25 protein-coding genes and 1 other annotated feature (1 of these 26 cut by a window edge) are annotated in these 26,973 nt (G+C 34.4%); of the genes, 2 read left to right on the top strand and 23 right to left on the bottom strand.

Annotated elements, in window-relative coordinates; genetic code table 11:
• The first annotated feature begins 58 nt into the window (after positions 1-58).
• Complete coding sequence (locus tag ACXVYO_RS26070; protein WP_458469091.1) at positions 59-1,024, top strand: patatin-like phospholipase family protein; 966 nt, start codon at positions 59-61, stop codon at positions 1,022-1,024.
• Between the two features lie 108 nt (positions 1,025-1,132).
• Here ACXVYO_RS26070 and ACXVYO_RS26065 read toward each other — a convergent pair whose 3' ends face one another.
• Together ACXVYO_RS26065 and ACXVYO_RS26060 are read right to left on the bottom strand one after the other, a co-directional pair.
• A complete protein-coding gene (locus tag ACXVYO_RS26065; RefSeq protein WP_458469089.1) occupies positions 1,133-1,300 on the bottom strand; it encodes a DUF3933 family protein in 168 nt (55 codons plus the stop codon).
• A 12-nt stretch (positions 1,301-1,312) separates the two neighbouring features.
• Positions 1,313-2,755 carry an aminotransferase-like domain-containing protein gene (locus tag ACXVYO_RS26060; RefSeq protein ID WP_458469087.1) on the bottom strand — a complete coding sequence of 481 codons (1,443 nt, stop codon included), beginning with the start codon at positions 2,753-2,755 and terminating at the stop codon, positions 1,313-1,315.
• A gap of 118 nt (positions 2,756-2,873) precedes the next feature.
• Here ACXVYO_RS26060 and ACXVYO_RS26055 point away from each other — a divergent pair, with 118 nt between their 5' ends.
• Positions 2,874-3,488 (top strand): LysE/ArgO family amino acid transporter, encoded by a 615-nt coding sequence (locus ACXVYO_RS26055; protein WP_458469085.1) that lies wholly within the window; start codon positions 2,874-2,876, stop codon positions 3,486-3,488.
• 53 nt (positions 3,489-3,541) lie between these two features.
• Here the strand turns inward: ACXVYO_RS26055 and ACXVYO_RS26050 are convergent, their stop codons facing one another.
• From ACXVYO_RS26050 to ACXVYO_RS25950, 21 genes are all read right to left on the bottom strand, one after another.
• On the bottom strand, positions 3,542-4,771 hold the full coding sequence (locus ACXVYO_RS26050; protein ID WP_458469083.1) for an MFS transporter: 1,230 nt from the start codon (positions 4,769-4,771) through the stop codon (positions 3,542-3,544).
• 238 nt (positions 4,772-5,009) lie between these two features.
• Positions 5,010-5,216 carry an alpha/beta-type small acid-soluble spore protein gene (locus ACXVYO_RS26045; protein ID WP_000113545.1) on the bottom strand — a complete coding sequence of 69 codons (207 nt, stop codon included), beginning with the start codon at positions 5,214-5,216 and terminating at the stop codon, positions 5,010-5,012.
• A 126-nt stretch (positions 5,217-5,342) separates the two neighbouring features.
• Positions 5,343-6,185 carry a sugar phosphate isomerase/epimerase family protein gene (locus tag ACXVYO_RS26040; protein ID WP_458469081.1) on the bottom strand — a complete coding sequence of 281 codons (843 nt, stop codon included), beginning with the start codon at positions 6,183-6,185 and terminating at the stop codon, positions 5,343-5,345.
• Between the two features lie 25 nt (positions 6,186-6,210).
• Positions 6,211-7,206 (bottom strand): petrobactin biosynthesis protein AsbE, encoded by a 996-nt coding sequence (gene asbE, locus ACXVYO_RS26035; RefSeq protein WP_458469079.1) that lies wholly within the window; start codon positions 7,204-7,206, stop codon positions 6,211-6,213.
• Between the two features lie 44 nt (positions 7,207-7,250).
• Positions 7,251-7,505 carry a petrobactin biosynthesis protein AsbD gene (gene asbD / locus ACXVYO_RS26030; RefSeq protein WP_458469077.1) on the bottom strand — a complete coding sequence of 85 codons (255 nt, stop codon included), beginning with the start codon at positions 7,503-7,505 and terminating at the stop codon, positions 7,251-7,253.
• A complete protein-coding gene (gene asbC, locus ACXVYO_RS26025) occupies positions 7,502-8,740 on the bottom strand; it encodes a 3,4-dihydroxybenzoic acid-AMP ligase AsbC (RefSeq protein ID WP_458469075.1) in 1,239 nt (412 codons plus the stop codon). The genes asbD and asbC overlap by 4 nt, the downstream gene beginning before the upstream one ends.
• Positions 8,727-10,565: an IucA/IucC family protein gene (locus ACXVYO_RS26020; protein ID WP_458469073.1), complete on the bottom strand. Its 1,839-nt coding sequence runs from the start codon at positions 10,563-10,565 to the stop codon at positions 8,727-8,729. Before ACXVYO_RS26020 ends, asbC begins: the two co-directional genes overlap by 14 nt.
• A gap of 58 nt (positions 10,566-10,623) precedes the next feature.
• On the bottom strand, positions 10,624-12,432 hold the full coding sequence (locus ACXVYO_RS26015) for an IucA/IucC family protein (protein ID WP_458469072.1): 1,809 nt from the start codon (positions 12,430-12,432) through the stop codon (positions 10,624-10,626).
• A gap of 304 nt (positions 12,433-12,736) precedes the next feature.
• Positions 12,737-13,279: an N-acetyltransferase family protein gene (locus tag ACXVYO_RS26010; protein ID WP_458469070.1), complete on the bottom strand. Its 543-nt coding sequence runs from the start codon at positions 13,277-13,279 to the stop codon at positions 12,737-12,739.
• Between the two features lie 97 nt (positions 13,280-13,376).
• Positions 13,377-14,057 (bottom strand): MgtC/SapB family protein, encoded by a 681-nt coding sequence (locus ACXVYO_RS26005; RefSeq protein ID WP_000119503.1) that lies wholly within the window; start codon positions 14,055-14,057, stop codon positions 13,377-13,379.
• Between the two features lie 159 nt (positions 14,058-14,216).
• Positions 14,217-14,873, bottom strand: coding sequence for a YkyA family protein (locus ACXVYO_RS26000; RefSeq protein ID WP_458469068.1), 657 nt, complete (start codon positions 14,871-14,873; stop codon positions 14,217-14,219).
• 14 nt (positions 14,874-14,887) lie between these two features.
• Complete coding sequence (locus tag ACXVYO_RS25995; RefSeq protein ID WP_458469066.1) at positions 14,888-15,709, bottom strand: peptidoglycan-N-acetylglucosamine deacetylase; 822 nt, start codon at positions 15,707-15,709, stop codon at positions 14,888-14,890.
• A 101-nt stretch (positions 15,710-15,810) separates the two neighbouring features.
• On the bottom strand, positions 15,811-17,172 hold the full coding sequence (locus ACXVYO_RS25990; protein ID WP_458469064.1) for an ATP-binding protein: 1,362 nt from the start codon (positions 17,170-17,172) through the stop codon (positions 15,811-15,813).
• Positions 17,169-17,858 carry a response regulator transcription factor gene (locus tag ACXVYO_RS25985; RefSeq protein ID WP_458469063.1) on the bottom strand — a complete coding sequence of 230 codons (690 nt, stop codon included), beginning with the start codon at positions 17,856-17,858 and terminating at the stop codon, positions 17,169-17,171. Before ACXVYO_RS25985 ends, ACXVYO_RS25990 begins: the two co-directional genes overlap by 4 nt.
• A gap of 13 nt (positions 17,859-17,871) precedes the next feature.
• Complete coding sequence (locus ACXVYO_RS25980; protein ID WP_458469062.1) at positions 17,872-19,119, bottom strand: hypothetical protein; 1,248 nt, start codon at positions 19,117-19,119, stop codon at positions 17,872-17,874.
• Positions 19,120-19,284: 165 nt separating this feature from the next.
• A complete protein-coding gene (locus ACXVYO_RS25975) occupies positions 19,285-20,286 on the bottom strand; it encodes an LCP family protein (RefSeq protein WP_458469061.1) in 1,002 nt (333 codons plus the stop codon).
• A gap of 436 nt (positions 20,287-20,722) precedes the next feature.
• Positions 20,723-23,026, bottom strand: a complete 2,304-nt coding sequence (locus ACXVYO_RS25970; RefSeq protein ID WP_458469059.1) for a glycoside hydrolase — start codon at positions 23,024-23,026, stop codon at positions 20,723-20,725.
• Between the two features lie 197 nt (positions 23,027-23,223).
• Positions 23,224-23,433, bottom strand: coding sequence for a DUF6366 family protein (locus ACXVYO_RS25965; RefSeq protein ID WP_458469057.1), 210 nt, complete (start codon positions 23,431-23,433; stop codon positions 23,224-23,226).
• Positions 23,434-23,536: 103 nt separating this feature from the next.
• Positions 23,537-24,439 (bottom strand): homoserine kinase, encoded by a 903-nt coding sequence (thrB, locus tag ACXVYO_RS25960; protein ID WP_458469055.1) that lies wholly within the window; start codon positions 24,437-24,439, stop codon positions 23,537-23,539.
• Positions 24,436-25,494: a threonine synthase gene (gene thrC, locus ACXVYO_RS25955; protein WP_458469054.1), complete on the bottom strand. Its 1,059-nt coding sequence runs from the start codon at positions 25,492-25,494 to the stop codon at positions 24,436-24,438. Before thrC ends, thrB begins: the two co-directional genes overlap by 4 nt.
• Entirely contained in the window at positions 25,487-26,782 is a 1,296-nt protein-coding gene (locus ACXVYO_RS25950; protein WP_458469052.1) for a homoserine dehydrogenase, read from the bottom strand. The genes thrC and ACXVYO_RS25950 overlap by 8 nt, the downstream gene beginning before the upstream one ends.
• Before the next feature lie 154 nt (positions 26,783-26,936).
• Positions 26,937-26,973: a binding site (T-box leader), on the bottom strand (it continues 195 nt past the right edge of the window).

Raw genomic sequence — 26,973 nt, 5'->3', positions numbered from 1 at the left:
GTACAATACGTGCTTTTTTGCCATTTCCAAATCTTTTATTCGAAAGGAAGTATGTTTAATGAAAATTGATGGTGTTTTTGAAGGAGGCGGTGTACGCGGAATTGCGCATGTAGGGGCGATTTGCGCGTTAGCTGAAAAAGACTATGAATGGGAGCGTGTAGCTGGAACATCAGCTGGTTCCATTATCGCTGCACTCCTAGCAGCAGGATATTCTTGTTCAGAGTTAAAAACAATTATAACTGGTATTGATTATAATAAATTTATGAAGAAAACCTTTATTGATAGAATCCCATTTATCGGCAAAGGATTAAGTGCATGGACTACTCTTGGTATTTATTCTAATACTTTTATAGAAGAATGGATTGAAGAATTACTTCGAAAAAAAGGAGTTCACTTATTTACTGATTTACCTGATTTAAATAAGCTTAAAATTATCGCTTCTGATATAAGTAATGGTAAAATGGTTATCTTTCCTGATGACTTACCAAACTACGGATTTTTAAATTATCGCTTCTCTATTGCTAAGGCTGTAAGAATGAGTAGTACAATCCCCTTCTTCTTTGAACCAGTAAAATGGCGAACTCCAAAATGGAAGCAACCTTGTTATATGGTTGATGGAGGGATTTTAAGCAATTACCCAATTTGGATTTTCGACTCACCTTCCTCTCCTCGCTGGCCAACTTTTGGGTTTCACTTCGTCAAAGATGAGATTCAAGCTGATCCTGCTCACTATAACGAACCTATCTCGATGTTCAAAGGACTATTTAAAACTATGATGCAAGCCCATGATTTACGTCATTTAGATAAGGAATCAAAAGCAAGAACAATTACAATTCCGACTGGTTCCATTACAAGTACAAACTTCGAGTTAACAAAGGAAGAGAAAGAGTGGCTTTACAATTCTGGTTATAACGCCGCAAATAAGTTTTTACAATCTTGGAACTTCAGACAATATATTGATGACTATAGAAACGGAAATCAGGACCGGAAAACGAATCGGTATTTCCGTCAACTTGACTCATAATACTATTATTTTTCATACGAGAACACATAACATTTCCAACAAAAATAAGCCCAGTAATATCATATATTACTAGGCTTATTTACTTCCTACATAATTATTATTCGTTGCTTAAGGATACGTTAACCCTTCCGCGTCCTCCGCAGTAATAACAGTGTATCGACTTCCTGTTCGCAATCCTAACAATTCTGCTTTTTCAATTGCATCCTGCTTCGTCTCCGCATAAGCAGCTAAATATTTTTCTCCATTAATAATTTGGCAAATTACATATTTTTTCATTACTTTCTCCTCTTACTTTTTCATTAATTGTGCAAGTTTTTTGATACCTATTTCAATTTCTTCTAACGTTGCGTATGAATAGGATAGACGCAAAAATTGGTTTGCACTTCTATCATACAAAGTACCTGGATTTAATAAAATCTTTTCTTTCAATGCTTTGTCAAATAAGCTACGGTTCGAAACGGATACATTCATATGTAACCAAATATAGAAACCACCTGACGGTTCATACCAAGTTGCTATATCATGACAATATTTTTCTAACATTTGTATCATAAAATCTCTGCGCTTTTTCAACTTAGCTCTTACAAACTGTAAATGTTCATCATACAATCCATCTGCAAACCATTCCGCTGCAATTTGCTGAGATATAGAACTTGAACCATAATCTGTTTGCATTTTTATATCTGCCAATCTTTGAATGACCGGCTCAGATCCAACAATCCATCCAATTCTTAACCCTGGACTAATGACTTTAGACATACTCCCGATATGTAGTACAATTCCGTTTTTATCATATGCTTTTAAAGGCTTTGAAACAGGTTCATCAAACCATAAGTCTTGATACACCGCGTCCTCTATAATAGGCAATCCAATTTCGTTACATATTTCCATAACTTCTATTCGTTTCTTTTCGTTCATACTAAAGTTCGTCGGATTATGAAAAGACGGGATTGTATATAAAATAGATGCATTAAATTGCTTCTTATATTTCTTAATATATGATGCATGTAAACCATTCTCATCCATCGGTATTCCAATTAAGCGCATTCCTGCTGATTGAAAAACATTAAGAGAATATAAATAAGATGGTTTTTCTAATAAGATGGATGCCCCTTTTGGAAGAAGCCCCATAGAAATAAGTTGCAAAGCTTGAATTGCTCCTGAAACAATTAATATAGAATCAGGAGTTACATATACACCATGTCCTTTTAAATAGTCCGCAATTTTCTTCCTTAAATAGAAATTCCCTTTCGGTTCTTCATACCCAAGTATCAAGCTCGATTTTAAAAACTTATTCATAACATCTTTCATCTTTTTTTCAGGTAAAAGACTTGGCGCGAGCTCACCTGTTCCTAAACGAATTACATGCGGATAAAATTCAGCTTGATTAATCTCTTGAATAGCAGGAAGGTTCGGATAATGAAGTCCTGTTTCTACATAAGACTGCCAATTAGGTGGCGGGGCGTAAGCTAAGGTATTCACATTATTATTTACAACAATTGTCCCTTTCCTGCCATTCCCTTCAATGTATCCCTTTGCCACTAGCTCATCAAAAGCCATTACAATTGTACTCCGGTTCACACCAAATGTATGTGCCAAATCTCTTTGTGAAGGTAATTTCGTTCCAACAGTCCATTCTCCATTAACGATTCTTTCTTTTATATACGTTTCTATTTGTTTATACAGAGGTGTCGCAAGAGACATATTTGGTTTCCAAACGAATCTTTCCATCATATCACCTTATATTCTTTTTGGTTGGTAACCTCCCCAACCATATGGATGGATACAAATTTTCATTTCTTCTATACAATATACACTATCATAATAAATTTAAATAGGAGGTAATATGATGAGTGAAGCAGTTATTCATGGTATCATTCTTGCATTTGGTCTTATCATTCCATTAGGTGTCCAAAATGTTTTCGTCTTTAACCAAGGTGCGAGCCAACCAAACATTTGGAGGGCTGCTCCTGTAGTATTAACTGCCTCTATATGTGATACGTTGCTCATATTAATTGCGGTGCAGGGTGTCTCCCTTGTACTCCTTACTTTTTCTTGGTTAACTAACACGTTATACATAATTGGATTTTTCTTTCTCCTATATATGGGCTTTGTTATTTGGAGAAGTAACCCTTCCAACGATATAAAACAAGAAAACAGCATGCCCTTAAAAAAGCAAATCCTTTTCGCTGCATCGGTTTCGTTATTAAATCCACATGCAATTTTAGATACAATCGGTGTAATTGGAACAAATTCTATTCAATACATAGGAAGTGAAAAATGGGCTTTCACACTGGCAACTATTATCGTTTCTTGGATTTGGTTTATTAGCTTAGCTTTAGCAGGGAAATTTCTAAAAAGAATAGACTCAACTGGAAAGACAATCGTATTATTAAATAAATTTTCGGGTCTCATCATATGGGGTGTCGCACTTTATATGTTAACAAAAGTGACTTATTCTTAATGAACGAAAGAGAATTGCATGATCTATAAAACATCATGCAATTCTCTTACAAATTATGAAGTAGGTTCCGGTTTCTGTTTTACCGTCTTTTCATCTTTTGCTGGTTTAATCCAAATCATTGCTATAACAGCGCCAATACCAGCGAATATACTTGTTAAATAAAACACTTCATGGTCAGCACCTTTCATGAAAAAAGAATATAGAGGTGGTCCAGCTGCTACACCGATAAATCGCATGGAACTATAAAATGACGTAACCGTCCCCCTTTGCTCCTTTTCAATCCCTTGTGTAATTAAAGCATCTAAACATGGGAGTGCCATACCAATTCCGATTCCCATAATAACGAGACAAAGAAGTAGTAAATAGATTCCTTTTATAAATAAAGGAATAATGACTGAAGCAGAAGCCATTAAAAAACCAATATAAATACACTTCTTCATCACGTTTTGATTATCTCCAATTTTTTTACCGGCCATATATGAACTTAGTGAGAGAACGAGTAACGGGATAGCAAGCACACACCCTTTCCATATACCATGAATGTCATACTTTGATTCCAGTATAGTCGACAAATAAAAGAGAATTCCGAATAAAATAAGCATAATAATTGCACCTAATGCAAAAATGGCAATCAACCATCTTCCCTTTTCTCGAAACGTAGCGAGAATAGATTTTATAAATTCTTTAAGTGGTGGTACTTCTCCTTCTTGTTTCTTTGCCTTTACTAGAACAAGTAATAAAACAATTGATACTACACATAAAACTGGAATCGCCCAAAATGGTAAAAACCATACAATGGCAGCAAGAGCAGATCCTAAAATAGGGCTCAGCACTTTTCCAAATGTATTGGATGTTTCAATGATTCCTAAACCTGTACTAACTTGTTTTTCATCTTTGTATAAATCACCAACACACGGTATAACAACTGGCATTGCACCAGCAGCACCAATACCTTGAATCGCTCTACCGATCAATATCCAAGTGTAGGGATTATCAACTTTCCAAGATACCCAACCAGTTATCGCTCCTCCTATAGCCGCAATCAGCAAACTCGGAACCATTACCATCTTTCGTCCCCATCTATCTGATAAATAACCAGCAATCGGTATAAGTAAAATGGCTACAATAGAATAAATTGTAATAATCATGGATACTTGAAACGATGAAATATGTAATTTCTTTTCGATAGTCGGTAGGATTGGAATAAGCATTGAATTCCCTAATGTCATAACAAGTGGAACTGATGCAAGCGCAATTAAACAACAGGTTTCTTTTTTTAACATGTTGGCTTCGGAACCCTTTCATCGTATATTTCTTACCATATAATAGCCCTGCTGGAACGTAATGTTTCATTCCACCAGGGCTATTACATCTTTACTACTTCCCATTTACAACAAAAGAAATTGGGGGAAATATAGTATTATTCCTATTCTTTGAATCCCGTTCGCAATATATCCATACCAATTAATTGAAAAAAAAAAGAAAGGAAGAATCCTTCCTTTCTCCTATAACCTTCTACGATTAGCGAGTATATCCGCCACCAAGTTGTTGTTCTGCCATCGCTACTAGACGTTTTGTAATTTCACCGCCTACAGAACCATTCGCACGTGAAGAAGTATCAGCGCCAAGTTGTACACCAAACTCTTGTGCAATTTCATATTTCATTTGATCTAAAGCCGCTTGTGCTCCATGTGATGCTAATTGATTAGAATTACGATTTCTAGCCATTACCAATCACCTCCTTATTTATATATAAATTGTGTTAAATTTCAATTTAAATACATGGTAATTTTTGGTTATTGTTTTTTATAAAAAAAGAGTCTCTACGATGAGAGACTCTTACATCATTTTATATTAAGAAGTTACTACTTCTAAATTTCTATTTGTTAATACTTTCATTTCTTCTTTTAATATATCTTTCGCATTATGTCCAAACCATTCGAGTGAAGCAAAATGGTTAGTACCTCTCACTTCCTGAATAATATCATCATAATTTACGACACCTTCAAATAATGGAACCATACCAATTCGACTTCCCGCTGCTGCATATACATTATTAGGTTCAAACACATGTAAATAATCTGCTGACGATATATTCTTAAAATGATAATGTTGTATCCACGGCTTTAGTCGATGAAAGCTGTCTATTGGATTTGCTCCAGACTCCCATATATGAAGAAAATCCAGGTTTATTTTCAAATTCGAATGATCTACTTCTCCTAATAATTCCAAAGTGGAAGGCAACGTATCCGTCAACGTATTTGGATGCGTTTCTAAAAGTACATACATATTATGCTGAGCAAATACTTCACAAATGATGCGAATACGATTCACATACTCTTTCCTCTCCTGTTCCGAGAAATCTTCGCTACCTTTTTGTCCAGCAAACGTACGGATTTTGTTCGTTTTAAACCAATTAGCTAGTATTACAAGTTGTTCACATTTCTCTATCGTTTTTTCAAAATCTGCCGATAAGGATATGTCTAAGTAATCACTTATCATCGTAATTTCCAAGTTTTTATTCTTTAAACAATTCAATTCTCGTTCTGTCGTTTCATACTCTTGCATATACAAATTTTGTGCATGAGTGCCCCACAATTCAATCCCTTCAAAACCGTTGTCATATGCAAATTGAACAATATCAGTAAATGAAATTAATTGATGACGAAAGGAAATAGTACATAATGAATATTTCATAGGTTCGAACTCCCTTATCTTAAATTCAGTTAGGTTTTTTTAATACTAAGACAGACTCGTTTGTTTTCATTTCTTTCCATAATAAAAACTGTCTCTCTAATTCAACCTTTATTTGCAGCTCAATTGCATTCATTTCATCCAACTTTTCAACAATTGCTAATAACATACCTTTATTATTCATCATTGCCATTTTAATTGTACGATACTGTACATTTGTAAATCCTTGTACAATATCTTCTACCCGATCACACCAATAATCAAACTCTTGCTCCGAATATTGCAACGTTTCACGGAAATATGCAAAGGCATGTTCATAACTATATTTACGAATTGCAAGTACTGGTATTTGTTTTACTGCCGCTATAAGGCCAGAAAGCGAATACCCTTCTTCTTCATTTGCCATTTTTATAATTAAATTTTTCAGCTCCATAGTCAGTTCATTGTCATTTTTTTTGAAAGTTTCTATGAAATAACTTGCTACCATTTCTTCTGTTGGTTCCTGAATTTCTTCTACATCAATGAAATACCCTCCACCAAATGGGTTATCTTGAACAGAGTGAATCACTTTTTCTCTTTCCATATTCCCTTCCCAGCGAAAATCAGGATCTAGCATGAACCATTCTTCTTCTTTCTCCGTCTTTGATAACATTAAATAATGCGGAAACGGTTTTTGATGGAATTTATTTTCCCTCTCTGGCAATAGAGACATATCTACCATTACAATGACATAGCGATTCTCCGGCTTGTTTTCTACTAATTGTAAAAACGTTTCTACATTGTTATCCTTATCTTTTGCATGATCATACCATTCGTACACTTTTACGCCATACAACTTTTCATACCATAATAAATAATTTTCATGGTTAATATTTTCGGAGTGATACGATATAATACCACCTTCCGTTATATCAAAATCGCCGTCCCATAGTCCAAAATAAAAGGGACGAAAATCAATATCGCTACGCCTTTTTATAATTTCGCAAAAACAACTCACTAAACAGTGAACTTTAATTGAAGTCATATTCTCATCCACTTTCCTAAAGGTTAGTTATTTACATTCACTTCTTATACCGGCTGTAACTCCTCCATAAAATCAAGTAAAGATCCTACAGTAAAAAAAGCTTTTGGGTCTACCTCATCTTCTGGAATGCATAGCTTTACATCCATTTCTATGTAAACTATAAGTTGTAACATCATTACCGAATCTATATATAAATCTTGGTTTAAACGCATCGTTTCTTCTAAATGCGTTACATTTTTTAGTTCCATTTTTTCTGTCATAATTTTCAAAACTTCATTTTTTAATGTTTCACGTCTCACGTTGTAACCTCTCCCATCTTTAGTAGCTTTCTACTTACTTTTCCAGTTTTATTTTTCGGAATTTCAGTTACACTTTCAATCTCATGCGGAACTTTATAAGCTGGTAAATGCTCCATACACCATTCTCTTATTCGAACTGGATCAATATGAGAGATTACTTTTGCTTTAACTATTTCCCCCATCACAGGATGTTTCCCTCGATATACAATTGCCTCTTGAACGCCTTCTAATCGAAGCATCGTTTCTTCTACCTCTATAGGAAAGACTTTTAATCCTGAAACGTTAATCACATCATCCATTCGCCCCATAAAATGAAGGCCGCGCTCAGATTTATAGCCCAAATCTTTCGTGAAAATTTCCTTATCATTCATTTTCACTACGATTTCTTCAGGCATATTTTCATCTGAACCTATGCTTATACTCGCATGAGGTAGTGGATTTCCTAAATCTAAATGGCTTTTCATATCATGACATATACTAATACAACCTGCTTCAGAACATCCGTATTGTTGCATCATATATGTTGTCGTTTCTTTTAGTTTATAAAACAATGCTTCTGGTAAAGGCGCTCCTGATGTCATAATTTTATGAAACTGAAACGTTCCTTGCGGGAAACTCCCCATAATATGTAACATAAGTGGTACTGCATATATAATATGTTTTTCTGTATGACGAACGACATTTAAGGCGAATTTAGGATTTTTATTCGTAATGATGATAGGTTTGCTTCCCCTCGTAATTGCAGATAACGTACCACATATAAGTCCATATGAATGTGAAACAGGAGCCATAACGATCGGTACTTCATCTACTTCACAGTTTAAAGCTTCATTATAAGCAGCAATTTCTGTATCCACTTCCGTCCATGCTCTACGAATCAGTTTCGGTTCACCCGTAGTTCCAGAACTATATTGCAATAAAGAGGGCTCTTCTAGTAAAGCATTCACTACTTCTAAGTTCGTAAAACCACTAAATTCTCCATATAAAATCCCTATACAATTTGCACGCTTTGCCATTTCAATAGCCGTTTCTTTTGGCGTATCTTCATGTATAAGTAATACTGAGGCCTTCTTTTCTTTTAAGAAAAACACAAGCGTAATAATATCGAATGGATCTTTCAGACAAAGCGCAAACCTCTTTCCTTCTGCTTCTTGAAATTGCTCCATTTCCTCATAAACTTGTAACCTCAAATCAAAATCACTTTTGCTATACTCTTCTTTATTAACGATTAGCATAATTTCCCCCTGTAACAACTGATTTTTGTTTGTTAAGTTGTCTTGCTCTATACAATGGATTTGGAACTTCATGAACGAGCGATTCCACATCCATATATAATCGACGCTTCGTTAATTGCTCAGCATAGAATGTAGGAGTGTATAGCTGAATACTGTCAAATCTATCTTTCAAGTGTGGATATTTTCTAAAATGATTTTCAATTTCTTCGACCACTATCATCCAAAAACTTTCTTCTTTCCACTCATATTCATCCGCAAGTACGAAAGCTAATTCTCCTACATTAAATAAGAACAGTGCATCTAATACCATCTCTTGTAAACATTCAATACGATCCATTTCAAAGAAATCATTCATTTTTCCATTCGCATACGTTTTATGCATTTTAGTAAAGTCCGGACATTTATTAACTTCTTTTAAGAATGGACGATAAAACTCAAGCCCTTCATGGAAATCCTTTAATGCAATACGGACAGGTAACCCTTCTTTATGAACTAAAATCATATTTTGTCCGTGTGATTCTAACGTCATCCCATGCTCTACCACAAGATGTATAACTGGTATGATCGCTTTTTGAATCAGTAATCGTAGCCAATTTTCTATCCCACATTTGTTTAACCATATATCAATAACTGGTGTACCGTCTTTCTCTTTTGCATATAAGCCGTTAAAGGGAACCGCATCCTCTTGCTCATCTAAATGAAGATGAACACTTTCACGCCAAATGCATCCTAATGAACCATATGTGGCTTTCTTATTTGTATCATACGTTACACTCGAAAATTCTTTTAACAAAATGATGCGTGATTCATCCCTTAAATAAGAATCCCGACTTACGATATCACTTAACCAATTCGATATAGCTGGTGCACTCACAACCGAATATGGTTTCAGCGTACGGAGTGTTGAAGTGTTAAGTATGTTCAGCGATAACTTTACATATGGTCTCTTTGGATGCGTAACATTTCTTAACGTCCTCATTGATTGTTGCGCGCAATAATCATCCGCTGATTGTCCTAAATAAATAATATTTTTATCCTGTATATGATCAGCGTAATTTGGAATGATGAAATTCTCCCATTGCCAAGGATGTACAGGTATAAACACGTACTGTTTTGGATTACATCCCGCACTGTGAATTCGTTCCATATACGTTTCTAATGTATGCGCGCCTATCTCACCTTTTAAAATATTGTCATAAATCACTTCATTTTCATAACCTACAGCCGCATATTTCTTATGCGCTGCAATCCATATAAGTTTTATTGGCCTCATAAATTCATATCCATATTGAAAATTGTCACGATACTGAAATCCAATGCGTGCTTTATAGATAGGGTGATATGGGTGGCCATCTACTAAATGGCTTTCAAAGTCATCGTATGATTTTTGAGTATATTTCACCTTATTATGTCTTTCATATTGTGCAACCGTGTCCTTAAATATCGTTTGTTCTAATTCGTGAATAAAAGAATCTAATTTCGTTTGTTCTACGTTAACAACTCGAAAAACTTCTTCTAAAAATTGCGAAACTGATTGTACTTCTTGTTTTTCCTCTTGAACTCTTACTATTAATGAATCTATAGAAATACGTCCAAATGTCATTCGTTCTCTTCCATAACATTCGTACGTGACACTTTTGTTCTCTTCATTGAGTCCTTGTATAAGAAAAAGAATTTGTTCTTCACTTTCTATACGCACTGGCGTAATGATTCCCTCATAAATTAACGATTCTACTAATTGACGTAACACTCTTCTTCGCACTGAAATGTAATCTTCTGATTCAAGCGCTTTCAATATTTTCGTATGATACATGTCCACTCTCATAAGCTCCTCCATCTTATTAAAATACCATTATTTGTATTACGTGAAATTTTAACGTTATTTATGAACGGACAGCCACTTCTCTAACGAGCGGATTCTGTACCTGTACGTAAATTGCTTGTTCTAAAGGATTACTTAACTCGTCGACATCGAAAAATCTCGTTAATAAATTTGCTTTGCATGCCAATTTACCCTCTTCTAACAATTCTCTTAAAAAGGTCGAAGGTTCACGATTATAAGGAAGGAATGATTCAAGTACCGACCTTAATTCCGAGAGAAGAATTTCCTCCTGAATTAATCCAGCTGTACCAAATCCATTAATGAGTCCAAACATATGATTAAAAATTAAGTAGTAACGAAATCTTTCATCTACAATATAATCGTCATATAAATTTCCAGTACGTTCTCCAATACCAGCTAACTCATTATTAAGCATCTCTTTCATTGAATTACAGAAATAAAACCCTTGATTATCACGGAAATAATATTTTACCGGGTAACCGTCCTTTAGTTGAACAACACTATTTTGCTGATGAGCCTCTAACGCAACACCATACTGTAAATACATCCATACCATCGGCTTTAAAGAAATATTCATATATCGCCTAAACCAATCTAAACTTACTTCTTCGCAGCTTCTACTTTCTACATCTGCTAGTCGATGAATAATATTCGATAAACGAGTACGTTCTCCAGGTATAGCATCTTGCACTAGTCCAGCAATTAATGTAGCGTCATTTGCATGTTCTCTATAAAAAGGATTTTCTCGTATTATTACTTCAAATCCAGATTCTTCTGCTCCGTAATTTAATGTAATAAATGCTGGATCACAAATAAAATCAAAACCCGGAAACTTTTCTAACACTTCACCAATCGCTGTATTTAGCATTTCCTTTCCTTCAAGACCACTTTCTAGTTCCTTCAATTTGTTAATGCGCATTGAATTTGTTACTTTTACTGGAAATGAAAACTTAAGCATATATTTTGAGTGGGGATGATATAACGTCCTAAGTGATGATGTTGCCATATAATACTTACCGGCCGGACCGATATATTCAAGTACTCCTTGATTTAACCAATCCTGTACGTAAGATTGGTGTAATAGCCATTCTGCCTGAAGGGGATGAATTGGAAGTAATGAATATTCATCTTCCTTACAATACTTCGATATAAATTCCTTACTCACCATCTCATCATTACGTAACTCTTCTTTTAGAATTACTGTTGTAGAATCAAATAATAATGATTTTTCCTTTACTATACTTTTATGTGCCCTGAAATAATGAAGCTGACATTCTCCTTTTAATTCTGGAGAATACATTGCGCTTTTCCATTCCAAAATACCTTGTCTACTCTTTGGGGTTGGATGCGTTAAATGTCCAAATAATAAAGATTGCTCCGCTTCTATAAAGGATGTATGGAAACCATATAATGCAGATGTATCTTCTATTCTCTCTTTTATAAATCCCTCAATATTTTGACAACTACGTATAACTCGAAGCATAAGTTCGGCAGGATTCGTCCCTTCTCCATAGTTGATAGACATCTCTTTTGTTAAGAATGTAATAACTGTCACATAATCAGCTTTAATAGCAGAATTACTATCTCCAATTTGATAATAAAATTGTTCTCCAAATAAATGGCGATCTGTTGGTGATTTATATATAACTTCTCCATACAAAGTAACGTTCTGTGCCGATAGCCGACAATATAAATATGTGGGGACTATATCTCTATTCAACGTATTACTGAAGATACTTTTCATTTTTTCATCCTCTGTAATCCATTCTCCACTCCCTGTTTCCCTTAAATAACAGTTTAAAAAACTTTGTAATGTTGCATGTTCTGCGATTTGTTTCGCATGCTGCATATTGGTCCTCCTCTTTATATTAAGCTATCGAAATTTCATACTATAAACAACAATTGAATATCGTTATCAATTATGATTCTAATTGATAACGATATTCAATTCAATAGTATATTTCAGAATTTTTTCATCTGATTTAATTTTTCTTGTTTTCTTTTTTTTCTTTAATCTAGTTAAAAACACACTTGAAAAATTCTTGTTTTCAAACTAATTACCTACTATTTTTTATAAATTCATCAAAAAGTGGAGAAAGGTATACCTTATTTGGTATACCTTTCTCCACTTTTCGTTTACATAATATTATTATTTATACTAATCCACATAACTGTTTATATAACAATTTCGTATCTCTCCAACAATACACTGTCTCTTCCACCTGTACTCTATCTAAAAATTTCGTATCAATTTTTTCTGGATTAAATTTTTCATAAAACTTTTTAGAAGGATTATTCGTAACAACCCATACTAAAAGTGATTGCATATCATTCTTTATACATTCCGATAAAAAAACTTGAAATAACTTTTGGCCTATTTTCATTCCTTGATACTCTTGTAAAAGGTAGATCGCATATAATTCCCCATCACAATTATATGCACCACTTCTTTCAACTCCCCCGTCAATGAACCCAATTATTGTTCCATCTAACGTCTCTGCTACAAATCTATATTGATATTTATCTTCTTGCTGAAAAATGTTTTTCCATTGTTTTTCTCGTTGCTCATACGTTATATTTTCTAAAAATCCGTCAGAAAATATCCCTTTATATGTTGTTTTCCAGCTATCAACATGCACCTTTGCTATACCACCTGGTATATCATCTTTTACCGCTCTTCTTATATGTATTCCCATCATTTCTCCCCCTTGTTATTCACCATTATATCAATTTCTTTCCTTAAAAATCCAAATGAAAAAAAGAGTGAATTCACTTCACTCTTTTTTATCACCATTATCTACTTTCCACTTCAACTGAAACTACTCGATCAATCTCTTTTAGGGAACTATATAACTCCGTCGTATACAAGTCTTCTGGAGCTAAAATAACCATCTCCAGTTGCTGAAATGCTCCACTATCTATATCTTTAATTTTTACGCGTTTCACATGCATACCTAAATTTTTAATTTGCTTAAATATACCGTCTAACTCATGATGCTCTTTTACAGTAATTTTTATAGATAAATCCTTTTGTCTTAATGAATACGGACCTGCAATTTTCACAAGTTGTGGAAGTACGTTAATCGCTAAAATAATTAAAATCATAGCAACCGTCGCTTGTAAATAAAATCCTGCCCCAATTGCTATACCTAAAGCTGAAGCAGCCCACACCATAGAAGCTGTCGTTAACCCGGAAATAACATCATTACTTCTTCGTAAAATAACACCTGCCCCAAGAAAACCAATACCACTCACAATTTGAGCAGCTAGACGCATTGGATCCATATTTGTATGCCCTGGAACAGAATATACATGTACGGCTTCAATTGAAACCATCGTAATTAAACAACTTGCTACAGAAATAACCATACTTGTTTTCACACCAAGCGGTTTATTCTTTAGCTGCCTATCTATCCCGATGAATAATCCTAAAAAGAGTGCTAAACCTAATTTGAGTAAAAATTCATATGACATATTTCCAGTCTCCTTACTTTACAATGTTTCCCTTGGAATAATTCACTATAACTCTTTTATGATATCAATTCCAGTCTTTTCTATTCATTTAACGTAAAAAGCCGAAAAAACATTTGTAACGATGTTTCTCCGGCTTTTTATTTTGCTTAAGATTCTTCTTTATTTCTGATCTTTAATCTTAATCTCTGCATCTTTGTAGAATGCTAATTTACTGTCATTATACTCTTTGGTAAAATTGTTAAATTGCTCTTTTGATTTTTGTGCTTCCACAGTTGATTCATTAACAGCTTTAACTTTTTCACCAATCTCTTTTAATTTCGTTTCTTTTACTTTTAATTTTTCATACAGTTCTTTTTCAGTCGCTAACGCCTTCGTATAATTTTCATTCATCTTTTGGAATGCATTATAACGGTTTTTATACGACTCTTCTACTGCTTTCGCTTGTTTTTGTAACTTCTTATCTTCAAGCTTCTCTATATTTCCTTGCACAGATTTTGTTTCTTTCTGAGCTTTTTCTAGCATTTCTTTTTCATTTTTCAATACTTTTTCACGGTCATCTACATTTGCAGTAGCTTGCTCTATCTTCTTCATAACAGCGTCGTTATGATCTTTACCTTCTTGTAAAATTTGAGAATATAGCTCTTGACCTTCCTTCTCTAACTTCTCTAACTTCTTCGCTTCATCAACTAATGATTTTTCTTGTGTTGCCGCTGTTTCAAAAGCTGTATAAAGATTTTCTTCTGGTTTTTCACCGAAACAACCTGTTAATAGTCCTACTGATAGTGCTCCAACTACTGCTACTTTTCCATACTTCAACGTTCATTCCTCCATTACATACGGTTATCATGCCAGAAATTCACTGGGAAGTGACTCTCTTCATGATAAGCTTCAAACTCATAACCCTTTTCTTTTAACCCTTTTAAAATTGCTGGCACAGCAGCAACTGATTGTGGGTGAATGTCATGCATTAAAATAACTTCCTGTGGTTTTGTTGCATTTGTTATTACATTTTGAGCAATTTGTGCTGCCGCTGCATCAACCTGCATTTTATTATATTTCCAATCTGAAGAATCAATTGTCCAGTCCCATACTTTTAAACCGCCCTCTACTACTTTATTGCGAAGGGCTTCATTTAAACCAGGGTTCGATCCGTATGGTGGACGTGTTAATTTAGGTGATTTCCCGATAATATTTGCAATTAAGCCTTGATCTTCTTTCATTTCATTAACATATTCGCCATTTACATATAACTTTGCAAAATTATGTGTCATACTATGCATTCCAACATAATGCCCTTCTGCATCTTCACGTTTCACTAAATCCGGAAACTGTTTCACATTCGCGCCAATTAAAAAGAAAGTCGCCTTCGCATCATGCTGTTTTAACATATTTAACAATTCAGCCGTATATTTCCCTGGGCCATCATCAAATGTAAGATAAGCAACTTTTCTTTCTTTCCCATTAAAACGACTTGGTGCCGTTTTATTCATTTCTACTTTCGGTTGTTCACTTGCAAGCTGTACTACGTTTTCTTGTTTTGCAACAGCCTTTGCTGGTGAAGTAATGGATTGAAACATGAAATACCCAATAGCTACTGCTGCAATCGCTATTAAAACGACTACTACTCGTTTAATTTTAAAAGCTTTTTCCATTCTATCGAATTCCTCTCCCTATTAATCTTATATATAAATCACCCAATATAATTATACATCTATTTATTTTATTACACTATATAAACAGATATATATATGTATTATAATGGGAGTTTTATCAAAATAGTTGTTCCTATTCCTTCTTTACTTATAAAACTAAGTGTACCTCCATGAAGCTCTACCATTTTTTTTACGATAGCTAAACCAAGACCGGCACCTGTAGCATGGTTATTAATCTGGTAAAATGACTGTTCTATATATGGTAAATGCTCTTTAGCAATTCCAATCCCTTCGTCTTTCACCTTTATCACTGCTTGTCCTTCATTTTTAGTCGCTTCAATATATACTTTACCATTTTTATGTGAATATTTAATGGCATTTTGAACAATATTCAAGAAAACTTGCTTTAGCCTATTTCGATCTCCCATCAATTCAATTCGTTCTATAGTTTTGATGAATTGCATTTGCTTCTCTTCAGCATTAGGAGTTAATTGCCAAATCGTCTCCTCTAGTATATCGTATAATTGCACCTTTTGTTTATATAAATTGAAATGATTTGATTGTAATCTTGAAAAATCTAGCAATTCTTCTACTAAATGAATCAATCGGTCTGTCTCACCTGATATAATTCCCATGCCTTGCTTTATCTCTTCTTCCGTTAAATGATCTACCGTTTTTAACGTCTCACTCCAACCTTTAATTCCAGTTAAAGGCGTTCGTATTTCATGAGAAATCGAAGCAATAAATTCATTTTTCATCTGTTCCGCTTTTTCTATTTTATTAGACATATGATTTAAACTATGTGCCAACTCACCTAATTCACCAGGATAATCCTCTTTAATTTTCTTCTTTAATGTACCTTCTGCAATTTGTGAAGAAGCATGAATAATAGATTCGATAGGTTTAACAAACGAATTCGCTAATCGTCTACTGATTAAGAAGACAATTCCTGAAATAACAATGCCTACAGAAATAGTAAACATAATGATTTCGATAATCTTGGCATTTACATTCGTTAAAACAGTCGTATATTTCAAAACACCAATCGTTTGTCCTTGATGAATAAGCGGACTAATCACTTCTAATTGTTTCACATTGTCTTTCGTAGTAGTCACTTGATGATACATTTCTCCTTCTAGTAACGTATACGGAATAACTATTTTACCTTCTACCTTTCGTCCACTTGATGACTGTATAATCGTACCATGTCGATCAATTAATTGTAATTCTGTTCCTTCTAACTGAAAGCTCTCAATTATATCACCGCTGTATTCTTGCAATCGAATAAAGTATAGTGAATTGTATTCAGAGAAAAATCGTGTACTCGTCTTCGCATGAGATTCTATATATTGCACAATACCATTATAATAATAACGATAAATGGAGACTGAAAATACGACTTCAAATAATACAAGCATAAGTATAATGACCGTCATAAAATATAAAGTCACTTTTCTTTTCATCTTATACTTTCCTTCCACACATATCCTTTTCCCCACACAGTAAGAATAAATTCAGGTTCTGATGGATTACATTCTATCTTTTGGCGTAACCGCCTCATATTTACATCTACTACTTTCGTCTCACCTACATAATTCGTTCCCCAAATCATATTTAAAATTTCATCACGTGAAACCGGCTTTGAAGCCTGATTCATCAAATACTGTAATATCATATACTCTGTAGGGGTTAAATCAACTAATTGTCCACTTTTATATAATCTTTCTTCTATAACATTTAACGAAAACGGGCCAGATATGATCGTATTCCCTTTTTCATCATGTACTTCTATTCTTCTTAGTAACGATTGTATACGTGCAGTTAATTCCACTGGACTAAACGGCTTTGCGATATAATCATCTGCACCAATTCCTAGTCCTTGTACTTTATCTTCATTTTGTACGCGTGCGGTTAACATAATAATACCTATTTTTTTATTTTCTTCCCGGATAGATTTACAAACTTGAAAACCATCAATTCCTGGTAACATTACATCAAGCAATGCTACATCAACAGTATGTTCACATAAAATCTGTAACGCCTCTTCTCCCGTACTAGCTTCTAACACATAAAATCCAGCACGTTTCAAATTCAAGACGATAAAACTACGAATTGGCATTTCATCTTCTAAAACTAAAATTGTTGGCATAATTTCCACCTCCCTACTCTTGTTGATAATCCGCTAGCGGTTTTACATATGCTTTCACTTTTTTAAAATGTGATTGTTTCGGTACGGCGTATACGTGAGAAGCCGTTTTCACTGCTGCCTCGTAACCTTTTATTTTGAACCATTCTTTCCGCTTAAATATACGGACTTCAAGCCATAGTTCATTTGTCGTAGTATCTATAAACTTTTGAACATCTGATGCTTCTCGCTGAAATGGGACAGTTATTTTTCCAATTAACACTTGCGGGATTTTGACAAAATAACCTTTCTCTATATTTACATATCTTTCTTCTATCGGTTTAATTCCATCTTCACTCCACTGAATATAACGTTCAAACATCTTGCTCTCTCCGTACGATACTTCTTCCCATCCTTTTGGACGCACTGTACGAACAAATTCAATAATGCCGTCTTCATTTATATCTTTGCTTTCGACTACATAATCATTGAATAAGTCTCCTTTTCCATCTATAGGTAGTGGTTCATAATGACCCTTATCAAATTTTGCTACATATGTTATCCCTGAATGAGCGCCAACACCTGCGTCAATTACAACCGCTTTTAGTGATTTAGAAATGCGGCCCATTTGTATTCTTTGAATGCTATTTATAAATGGATCGAATGACGCTTCAGATAAAGTCTTAAATTGTTCCATGAACTCAACTGTCAATTTCTCATCCTTTTCATATGTAACAAGGCTTATATCTTTCAATCCATTTTTATTTAAATCCTCAATGAATAACTTCGTATAACTTCGATTATATATTTCCTTCATATCTTCATTTTCTTCCGAAAAAACATACATAACATGTTCTAACGATTCACGACTTACTGAAATTCCGATTAATAACTCTCGCTTCCCGTTCCCTGTAAAATCACCGACTTCAACGATATCTATATCTCCACCATCAAATTTATGCGTGGATTTTACTTTCCAGCCATTTCCGACTTCTTCATATACAGCTAAATATAAGCTATGATCTTCATTCGGCAATTTATAAAATAAGATGGCTTCTTTCTTATTATCTTGTTTAAAATCCATTGACCAAATCATCTGTTTATCTTTATTAGACATTGGAGTAAGCAATCGATAATTTACAGGCAAATCTTTATCTACTTGCTCTTTTAGTTCATTTATCCATTTTTCATTGGCAGGAGCACCCATTAAACTTGTTGGAGCTTCAGACATTTTACATCCAGTCAGCATAAAAATGATTCCCATAATGCCTATCCATTTCTGCATATGATATCTTTCCTTATTACAGATTTTCATTATTTTCCTTTACTTTTTGCTTCTCCAATATTCTCATACATATGAGTATAATTTTTCTAAAATAAAAAATCGTTACAGAAAAGTTACAAATCCATTCCGATTAAAAAAAGATTGGCGAAAGCCAATCTTTTTTTATTATTCGTTTCGAACTGGTTTTGGTGTTACACCTAGATGATCATTTAATTTTTTCGAAATATCTTTCACATTTTTTTCATTTGGAATGTAATAATAAATACCTCCGATACGTTTATCCGTACCTTCTATTTGCATTTTTTCCATTTCCAAATTAGATCCTGCCATATTTTTTGTAATAGCAATCATATCATCGAAAGTTAAGTTCGTTTTCATATTTTTATCAACCGCATCAAGTAAAGAGCCCATTTTGCTAATAGATTGGACAGACATTGCTTTTTTTGCAATTGCTTCTATTACAAGTTGTTGTCTTTGGCCACGCATTGCGTCACTGTCAATTTTACGCGTTCTTGCAAGTGCAAGTGCTTGTTCTCCATTTAAATGTTGGAAGCCTTTTTCTAAATGAATCATACCTGCTTGGTCTTTACTATCTTGCTCTGTGAAAGTAACAGGTACATCAATATCAATACCACCAAGTGAATCGACAATTTGTACGAATGATTCAAAGTTAAACTTCACATAATAATCAACAGGAACATTTAAAAATCTTTCCACTGTATCTCGTGTACTTTCAACACCACCAAATACGTGTGCGTGTGTAATTTTATCTAATTTCTTTCTAGATGGAATATATACACGTGAATCACGCGGAATACTTACTAATTTTACTGATTTATCATCTTTATTAATTGTTGCTAATAAAAGTGCATCTGTTCGAACTGCTTCTCCGTATTGACTTTTTCGCATTTCACTACCATCTACACCCATAATTAAAATAGAGATGTTATCCTTTAAAGGCTCAACTTCTTTATCACGTTTTGATGATTTATCAATTTGTGCATACGCATCACTTACAACAGCTTTTGCTTTATTATATATTAATGATCCATATCCTACTCCTCCAAAAATAAGTAGGAAAAATGGAATTAAAATGAACCATTTTATTGACTTTCTTTTAGAACGTTTTTTATTGTTTCTCGTATTTTGTTCTAATTCAGAGCTCATCTTCATTCGCCTCTCTTTCTCTTTCCCTAGTATAATGTATGTCTAGCAATCTTCATATTGAATTTCCTTTCAAACACCTTACATTTTTGTAAGGTTACATGATGAATCCAATATGTATTCCATTTCACATTATACTCTCGTGCTTATTTTTGGCAAGTCACTATTTTTCAACTTCAAAAATTTAACACTCCGTAACATCCGAAATTACAGATTTATAAAGTGAAACTTTAATCAGTGGGGGTTTTCTTCATCCCCCACTGATTATCAGCCCTCACCAATCGGACTTTTATGGGCAGTTGATCCCCCACCTAACTTCTTTGCTTTCGCTGAATTTTGAGGTGGGGGTCTTACTGCCCATTAAAGCGGGATAAATTTATTCGTTTTGAACCCTTCAATTTTCACCTGAAAAATTAGGAATGCAACAATACATTTCATATTATCCCTCAAGCGGTGTATATATTGTTTTCTTCCCATGATTATAAATAACAGCGGATTTTGCTTTTAGTTTCGCCTTATCTATTTCTACCTCTTCATTTGAGAAATTCACAATAACTTTAATATCTTTTCCATATGAAGCAGATTGGACTAATTTATCTTCTGACAAATATGCAAAGTTCGTCATTTCTTCTTTTACTGCCTTTTCATGAACTTCATTCCAAACTTTCAGATGCTGCGTAATTTCTTGTTTATGCTTATTCCACTCTACTTCATCTAAATGGTATAACGGAGGAACATTATACAATAACTCATATAACATACGGTTTCCTACCTCATCTTTTACTTTCAAACTTCCCCATTCCCAGTGATGCGTTGTAATTACAGAATCGTTGTATACTAATTTATATAACGGTACCGAATATACTGGATTTAAATAAACTTGTTTATATTCTTCTTTCAACGGTACTTGTTTTGCATATTTTTCTGGAACATTTTGATTCGGTGACCAATATCCGCCCACATAATACGGACTTATTTTATTTTTCCTCATATCTTCATCGTCCCATTTAATAACCGGTGTTTCAATACCGTGAGCAAATGCAATCGTGCTACTTGCAAAGTCATTTCCACCTTCTGAACCAACTACCATACCTTTTTCTTGTGCAATATAATCCATGCGTTGCAACCTTGCTCTCAAATCTTGTTCTTGTGTTGTTATATGTTTGGCTGAATAGTCATCATAAATTTCACCTGTCGCATCACAATCAATAAACCATGAATTATATTTAGGTCCATTTTGTAATATATCGTTCATTCGCTCTTTTACACTAGGAAGAGATAAAGTTGGATTTAATTTTCGCCCTCTACCTAAAAACCCTTGCACTTTTTCTCCATTTTTCTTCGTCACAGTTGCCTCTTCATATAACGATGGATCATGAAAAGAAGCTGTATTCCAATTTTTATCAGCCTTTTCGTGAATAGAATGATAAGAATCATACAGGCCAACTAAATATCCCATTTTCTTAGCTTCTGTCACGAAATCCGGCTGCATATACCCTTGTTCCCAGTTCGGTAACCCAATCCACGCATTGTCTATTCCTGCTGCTTTCATTTCCTTTATAATATCCGTTCCATCTGCCTTACCCCATTTACTTACTTCTTCAATCGCATCACCGAGCGCCGACTTTAATACATGCTTATTTAAGTTATATAACTCCATCTTCGATAACTGATCCACGCCTTTGTTTAATAACTCACTAGCCTTCTGATCAACTTTTGGGAAAATATCCTCTTTATACAATTCCTTCATTGATAATACTTCATTTACATAACGCAAAATAACATTTTTTTGGTACTGATCAATGAAATCTTGTTTACTTACTTGCTCAAATACATTCAATTCTCCAGGCTCCGAACTATTCTTTTGAATAAGCTCTTTTATATGGCTAAACACAGGACTATTTATTTGTTCTCTTATCTTCGGCCAATTTACGTTACTGTCAGACAAACCATTTTGATTCCAAAAATAAAAATGAGCCGCACCATAAAGTTTTTCAATCTCTTTATTTTTTCTAGCCTTTTCTTGTAATGTTTTAAATTCACCTTTTCCAGTAATATTATCCTTATACAGTTTAGCAATACTGACTGCATCATTATTGGTCACATATAATTGAAATCCATATGTTTTATTTTTATTTATATTCGGGAATTCATGTATAAAATCAAATCCTATTTTCGGATCCGAATGAAATTTCAATTCATTATTAAACATATTGTTCGCAATATATACAATGGAATATTTCGCACCGTTTAATGCAAAAAACTTCATAGAAAATGATTCAGCAAATGAATATGCATCATCCTTTAAAAACTTCTTCCAATTTTCATCATTACTCGGAATTTGCTTTCCTTCCCATAACGGAAGTGTATAATTTTCAGCTTGTACTTTCGGCCATGTGAAGCTTTCTGCACCAATTGATTCCACTTCAATATTTAAGTGATCTTTTTTCTTTTCTACATTCACTTTTACTTTTTGATCTGGGTATTCCCATGATGTGCGCCCCTTATCTTTTTTCACATTCGACACCTTCATTTTCGGTAAAGGCTGTGACGCCTGTTCCTTTACACCATCATGTTCTACAGTTAACGTGAAAGTCTCTGGATTTACATCGTAAGTAAACTCTTTATACGTCGCTTTCTTTATTTTAGACTCTTGTACAGCATTGTTACCTTTTACATCACACCCAACTAAAGTCGAAAATGACATAGTTGTAAGAAGACATATCGTTATCATTTTTTTCATCTTCTGCACCTCCACCACTGAATATACAGGGGCTTTGTTACAGGAATGTGGCAAAAAAATAGAACCAGCATAACGCTAGCTCTATTTTGAGTATTATAAATAAGTGTGTATGAACAACTATAATTTACTTAAAGTATATGTAATACAATCCTCACTACTTATAAAAGCAAATAATTCATAACTTTAACGTGCATTTCTTAACTTAAAAAATAAGTGTATATAATATAGCCTAAAACTAGCACTAAAATTACTAGCGCTGTACCTTTCCAATTCATACCACCTGTCATATCAACTGGACTACCGGATTCAGCTCTGTTTAATCCATCCTTTAAAGAACCGGTAGGATTATTTTTCAATTCACTTTGCCTTATACGTTCTCTTTTTTCTTCTGGTGACTCTTTCTTCATACGATCACCTCCAAATGAATACACGCTTTACTAAATTATACATTATTACTTTTCTTTTATATGCCCACTGAAAAGATATTTACAACAAAAAAAGCTAGCAATGCTAGCTTTTTTTTAGCCCTATATGTTCTTCTTTATTTACAGTAATTCCTCTATGATCGATTTCTAGCTCACACACTTTCATAGACGTAAATACTCTCGCTAATTGCTCAGCAATTTCTTGACGTTTATCATATGGCGTCAATATGAAAATGGATGGGCCTGCACCGCTAAGCGCTGTGCCGTATGCTCCAAATTCTTTTGCACATTTACGAATAGATGGTAATAACGGGACCAGTTCTAAACGAAATGGCTCGTGAAAATGATCTCTTTCCATCATTTCACCTACAACTTCCCACTTCTTTTGACAAAACGCAGCTACTAATACGTTGCTGATTGCACTAGCCTTAACTGCTTCATGAAATGGAAACACCTCTGGTAATACAGATCGGCTTTCATCTGTATTTAACTCTTCATTTGGAATAAGAGAGATTACACCTAATTCCTTACTTTCAATTCTTACAACCGAAACATTCTTTCCATCAAGTGCTCCGATTACAGTTCCTCCTAATATAGAAGCAGCAACATTATCTGGATGTCCTTCAAAATTTGTAGCAATTTGAACTTTTTGATCAGTTGTTAAGTTCAAATTGCCAAGTTGATTCGCAAGCTCTATCCCTGCTACAATGGCTGATGCACTACTTCCTAGACCTCTTGTTAGCGGGATATTACTAGTAACCTCTATTATATGGGGTAATAAAGAAGGACTCACTTTACATGCCGTGCTAACGATTAAATTTTTATCGTCTGTCGGAATTGATTCTTCAAAGGAATGAATTACTTCCCATTTATCAGCTTTCTCTTTTACTACTACATCTAAATATAATGACAAAGCTATTCCTACTGAATCAAATCCAGGTCCAACATTCGCTGTACTAGCAGGAACACGAATACTTAATGGTATCACGACATAATCACCCCTTTTATATGCTCTTTAATTTGTTCTATATCATTTGAAACACTTGCAATATCTAATGTATTAGAAGAGATTGCGATATCAGGATCTTTCAACCCATTTCCAGTTAAAACCGCAACAACTGTCTCTCCTTTTTTGATTTTTCCAGATTGAACATGTTTAATAACGCCGGCTAATGAAGCATTTGATCCTGGCTCAGCGAAAACCCCTTCCGTTTTGGCTAATAATCTATACGCATGTAATATTTCTTCATCTGATACCATATCTATTTCACCGTGAGATTGCTTAGAAGCCTCTACTGCATATGACCAACTCGCTGGGTTACCGATGCGAATCGCTGTTGCAATTGTTTCAGGTTCTTCAATGACATGTCCTTTTACAATAGCAGCTGCTCCTTCCGCTTCAAACCCATGAATTCTTGGCTTCTTATAGCCTTTTTCTTTCTCATATTCACAGAAACCTTTCCAGTACGCTGTAATATTTCCAGCATTTCCAACAGGAATCGCTAAAACATCTGGTGCACTTTGCAACTGGTCACAAATTTCAAATGCTGCTGTTTTTTGCCCTTCAATTCGATAAGGATTTACTGAGTTTACTAATGTAATCGGCTCTTCAGCAGCAATATTTCTTACAGCTTTAAGTGCATCATCAAAATTTCCTTCTATTGAAATGATTTCAGCTCCATAGGCGACTGCTTGCGCTAATTTTCCATGTGCAATCTTTCCTTCAGGGATTACGATTATACATTTCATTCCAAGGCGTGCCGCATATGCTGCGGCCGATGCCGAAGTATTACCTGTTGATGCACAAATAATTGCCTCCGAACCTTCTTCTTTCGCCTTCGCAACAGCCATTACCATACCACGATCTTTAAAAGAACCTGTCGGATTCGCTCCCTCATACTTACCGTATAACTGAATTCCTAATTGTTTTGATATATTTAATAACGGAATAAGCGGTGTATTTCCTTCCATTAAGCTCACATCAGGTGTATTTTCATTCACCGGTAAATAAGAAGCATACTGTTTTAATAATCCTTTATACATATTGTTTTTCCTCCTCAATAATGTAATAACTGTTTATTTCACTTGCGACATCTTCTATCGCTCCTAGTACTCGTTCGAATTGATACTTTGAAGTTTGATGTGTCACAACAACGACTTCTGCAAGTTCACGATTTAAAGGTAATTGAATTACTTCTTTTAAACTTACAGAATAATTAACGAAACATTCTGTTATTTTTTGCAACATCCCAGGTTCATCTCGTAATGAAATACGTAAGAAATATTTCGAAACGACTTCTTCATCTCCTTGTAATTCATACGGTTCTGGTTCTTTTAACGCACTTTTATTATTCGGAACTTGATTCATACTTTTAACAATTGAAATAATATCACTTACTACAGCAGAACCAGTCGGTAACTTCCCAGCTCCAGGGCCGTAAAACATTACTTCTCCTACCGCTTGACCGTGAACATATACTGCATTAAATTCATTATTTACATTCGATAATGGATGATGGCTTGGTAAAAGTGTCGGTTCTACACTTAAATGAATGGCTGATCCTTGTTTCTCTGCTTTCCCAATTAATTTCATAGTAAACCCTAACTTTTCAGCCATTTGTAAATCTTCTTTTTCGACCTTTCGAATCCCTCTTACTTGCACATCATCTAAAGAAACATTCATCGAAAAACCTAAGTTTGCAAGAATGGCTACCTTTCTTGCTGCATCTAGCCCATCTACATCCGCTGTTGGATCTGATTCTGCGAAACCTAATTTTTGTGCTTCTTGTAATGCCTCTTCATACGACCATCCATTTTGACTCATCTTTGTTAACATGTAATTTGTTGTACCATTTACGATTCCCATTATTTTTTCAATTTGATCTGATGCTAATCCGTCTGTTAATCCTCTTAACACCGGAATACCGCCCGCTACACTTGCCTCGTAACATAAATCACAATCATTGTCGTTCGCCAGTTGGAGAAGTTCTGCACCGTATACAGCCATTAAATCTTTATTTGCTGTTACGACATGCTTCTTATTTCGTAAAGCCTTAACAATGTGCTGCTTTGCTTCTTCAATTCCGCCCATTACCTCTACTACAATATCAATATTTGAATCATTTAGAACTTCATCGACATGACTTGTTACTACGATTCCATCAATACAAACATCACGTTCTTTTTCTAAGTCACGTACAACGACTGTCTTTACCTTCACTTCATACCCTGTATCAAGTGCAATTTTTTTATAATGTTCTTTCAAAATATGGACAACACCACTTCCGACCGTACCTAAGCCTAACACCCCAACATTAATAACGTTATTCATCTTCTAATCTCCTCCTACAATTCTATTTTTTATCTTTATCAATCACCTTACTCTGCTTTTTAATCATGCAGGTAGTGGTTATTTCCGTACGTACAAATCGTTTCATGTTACAGCACCTCCTTTCAAAGTAATAAAAAAACACACTCATCCCTAGGAAAGGGACGAATGTGTTTTCGTGGTTCCACCCTTGT

The sequence above is a fragment of the Bacillus sp. BC08 genome (assembly GCF_054326875.1).
Note: the sequence above shows the minus strand (reverse complement) of the source record. Positions and strands in the feature narration are given on the sequence as shown.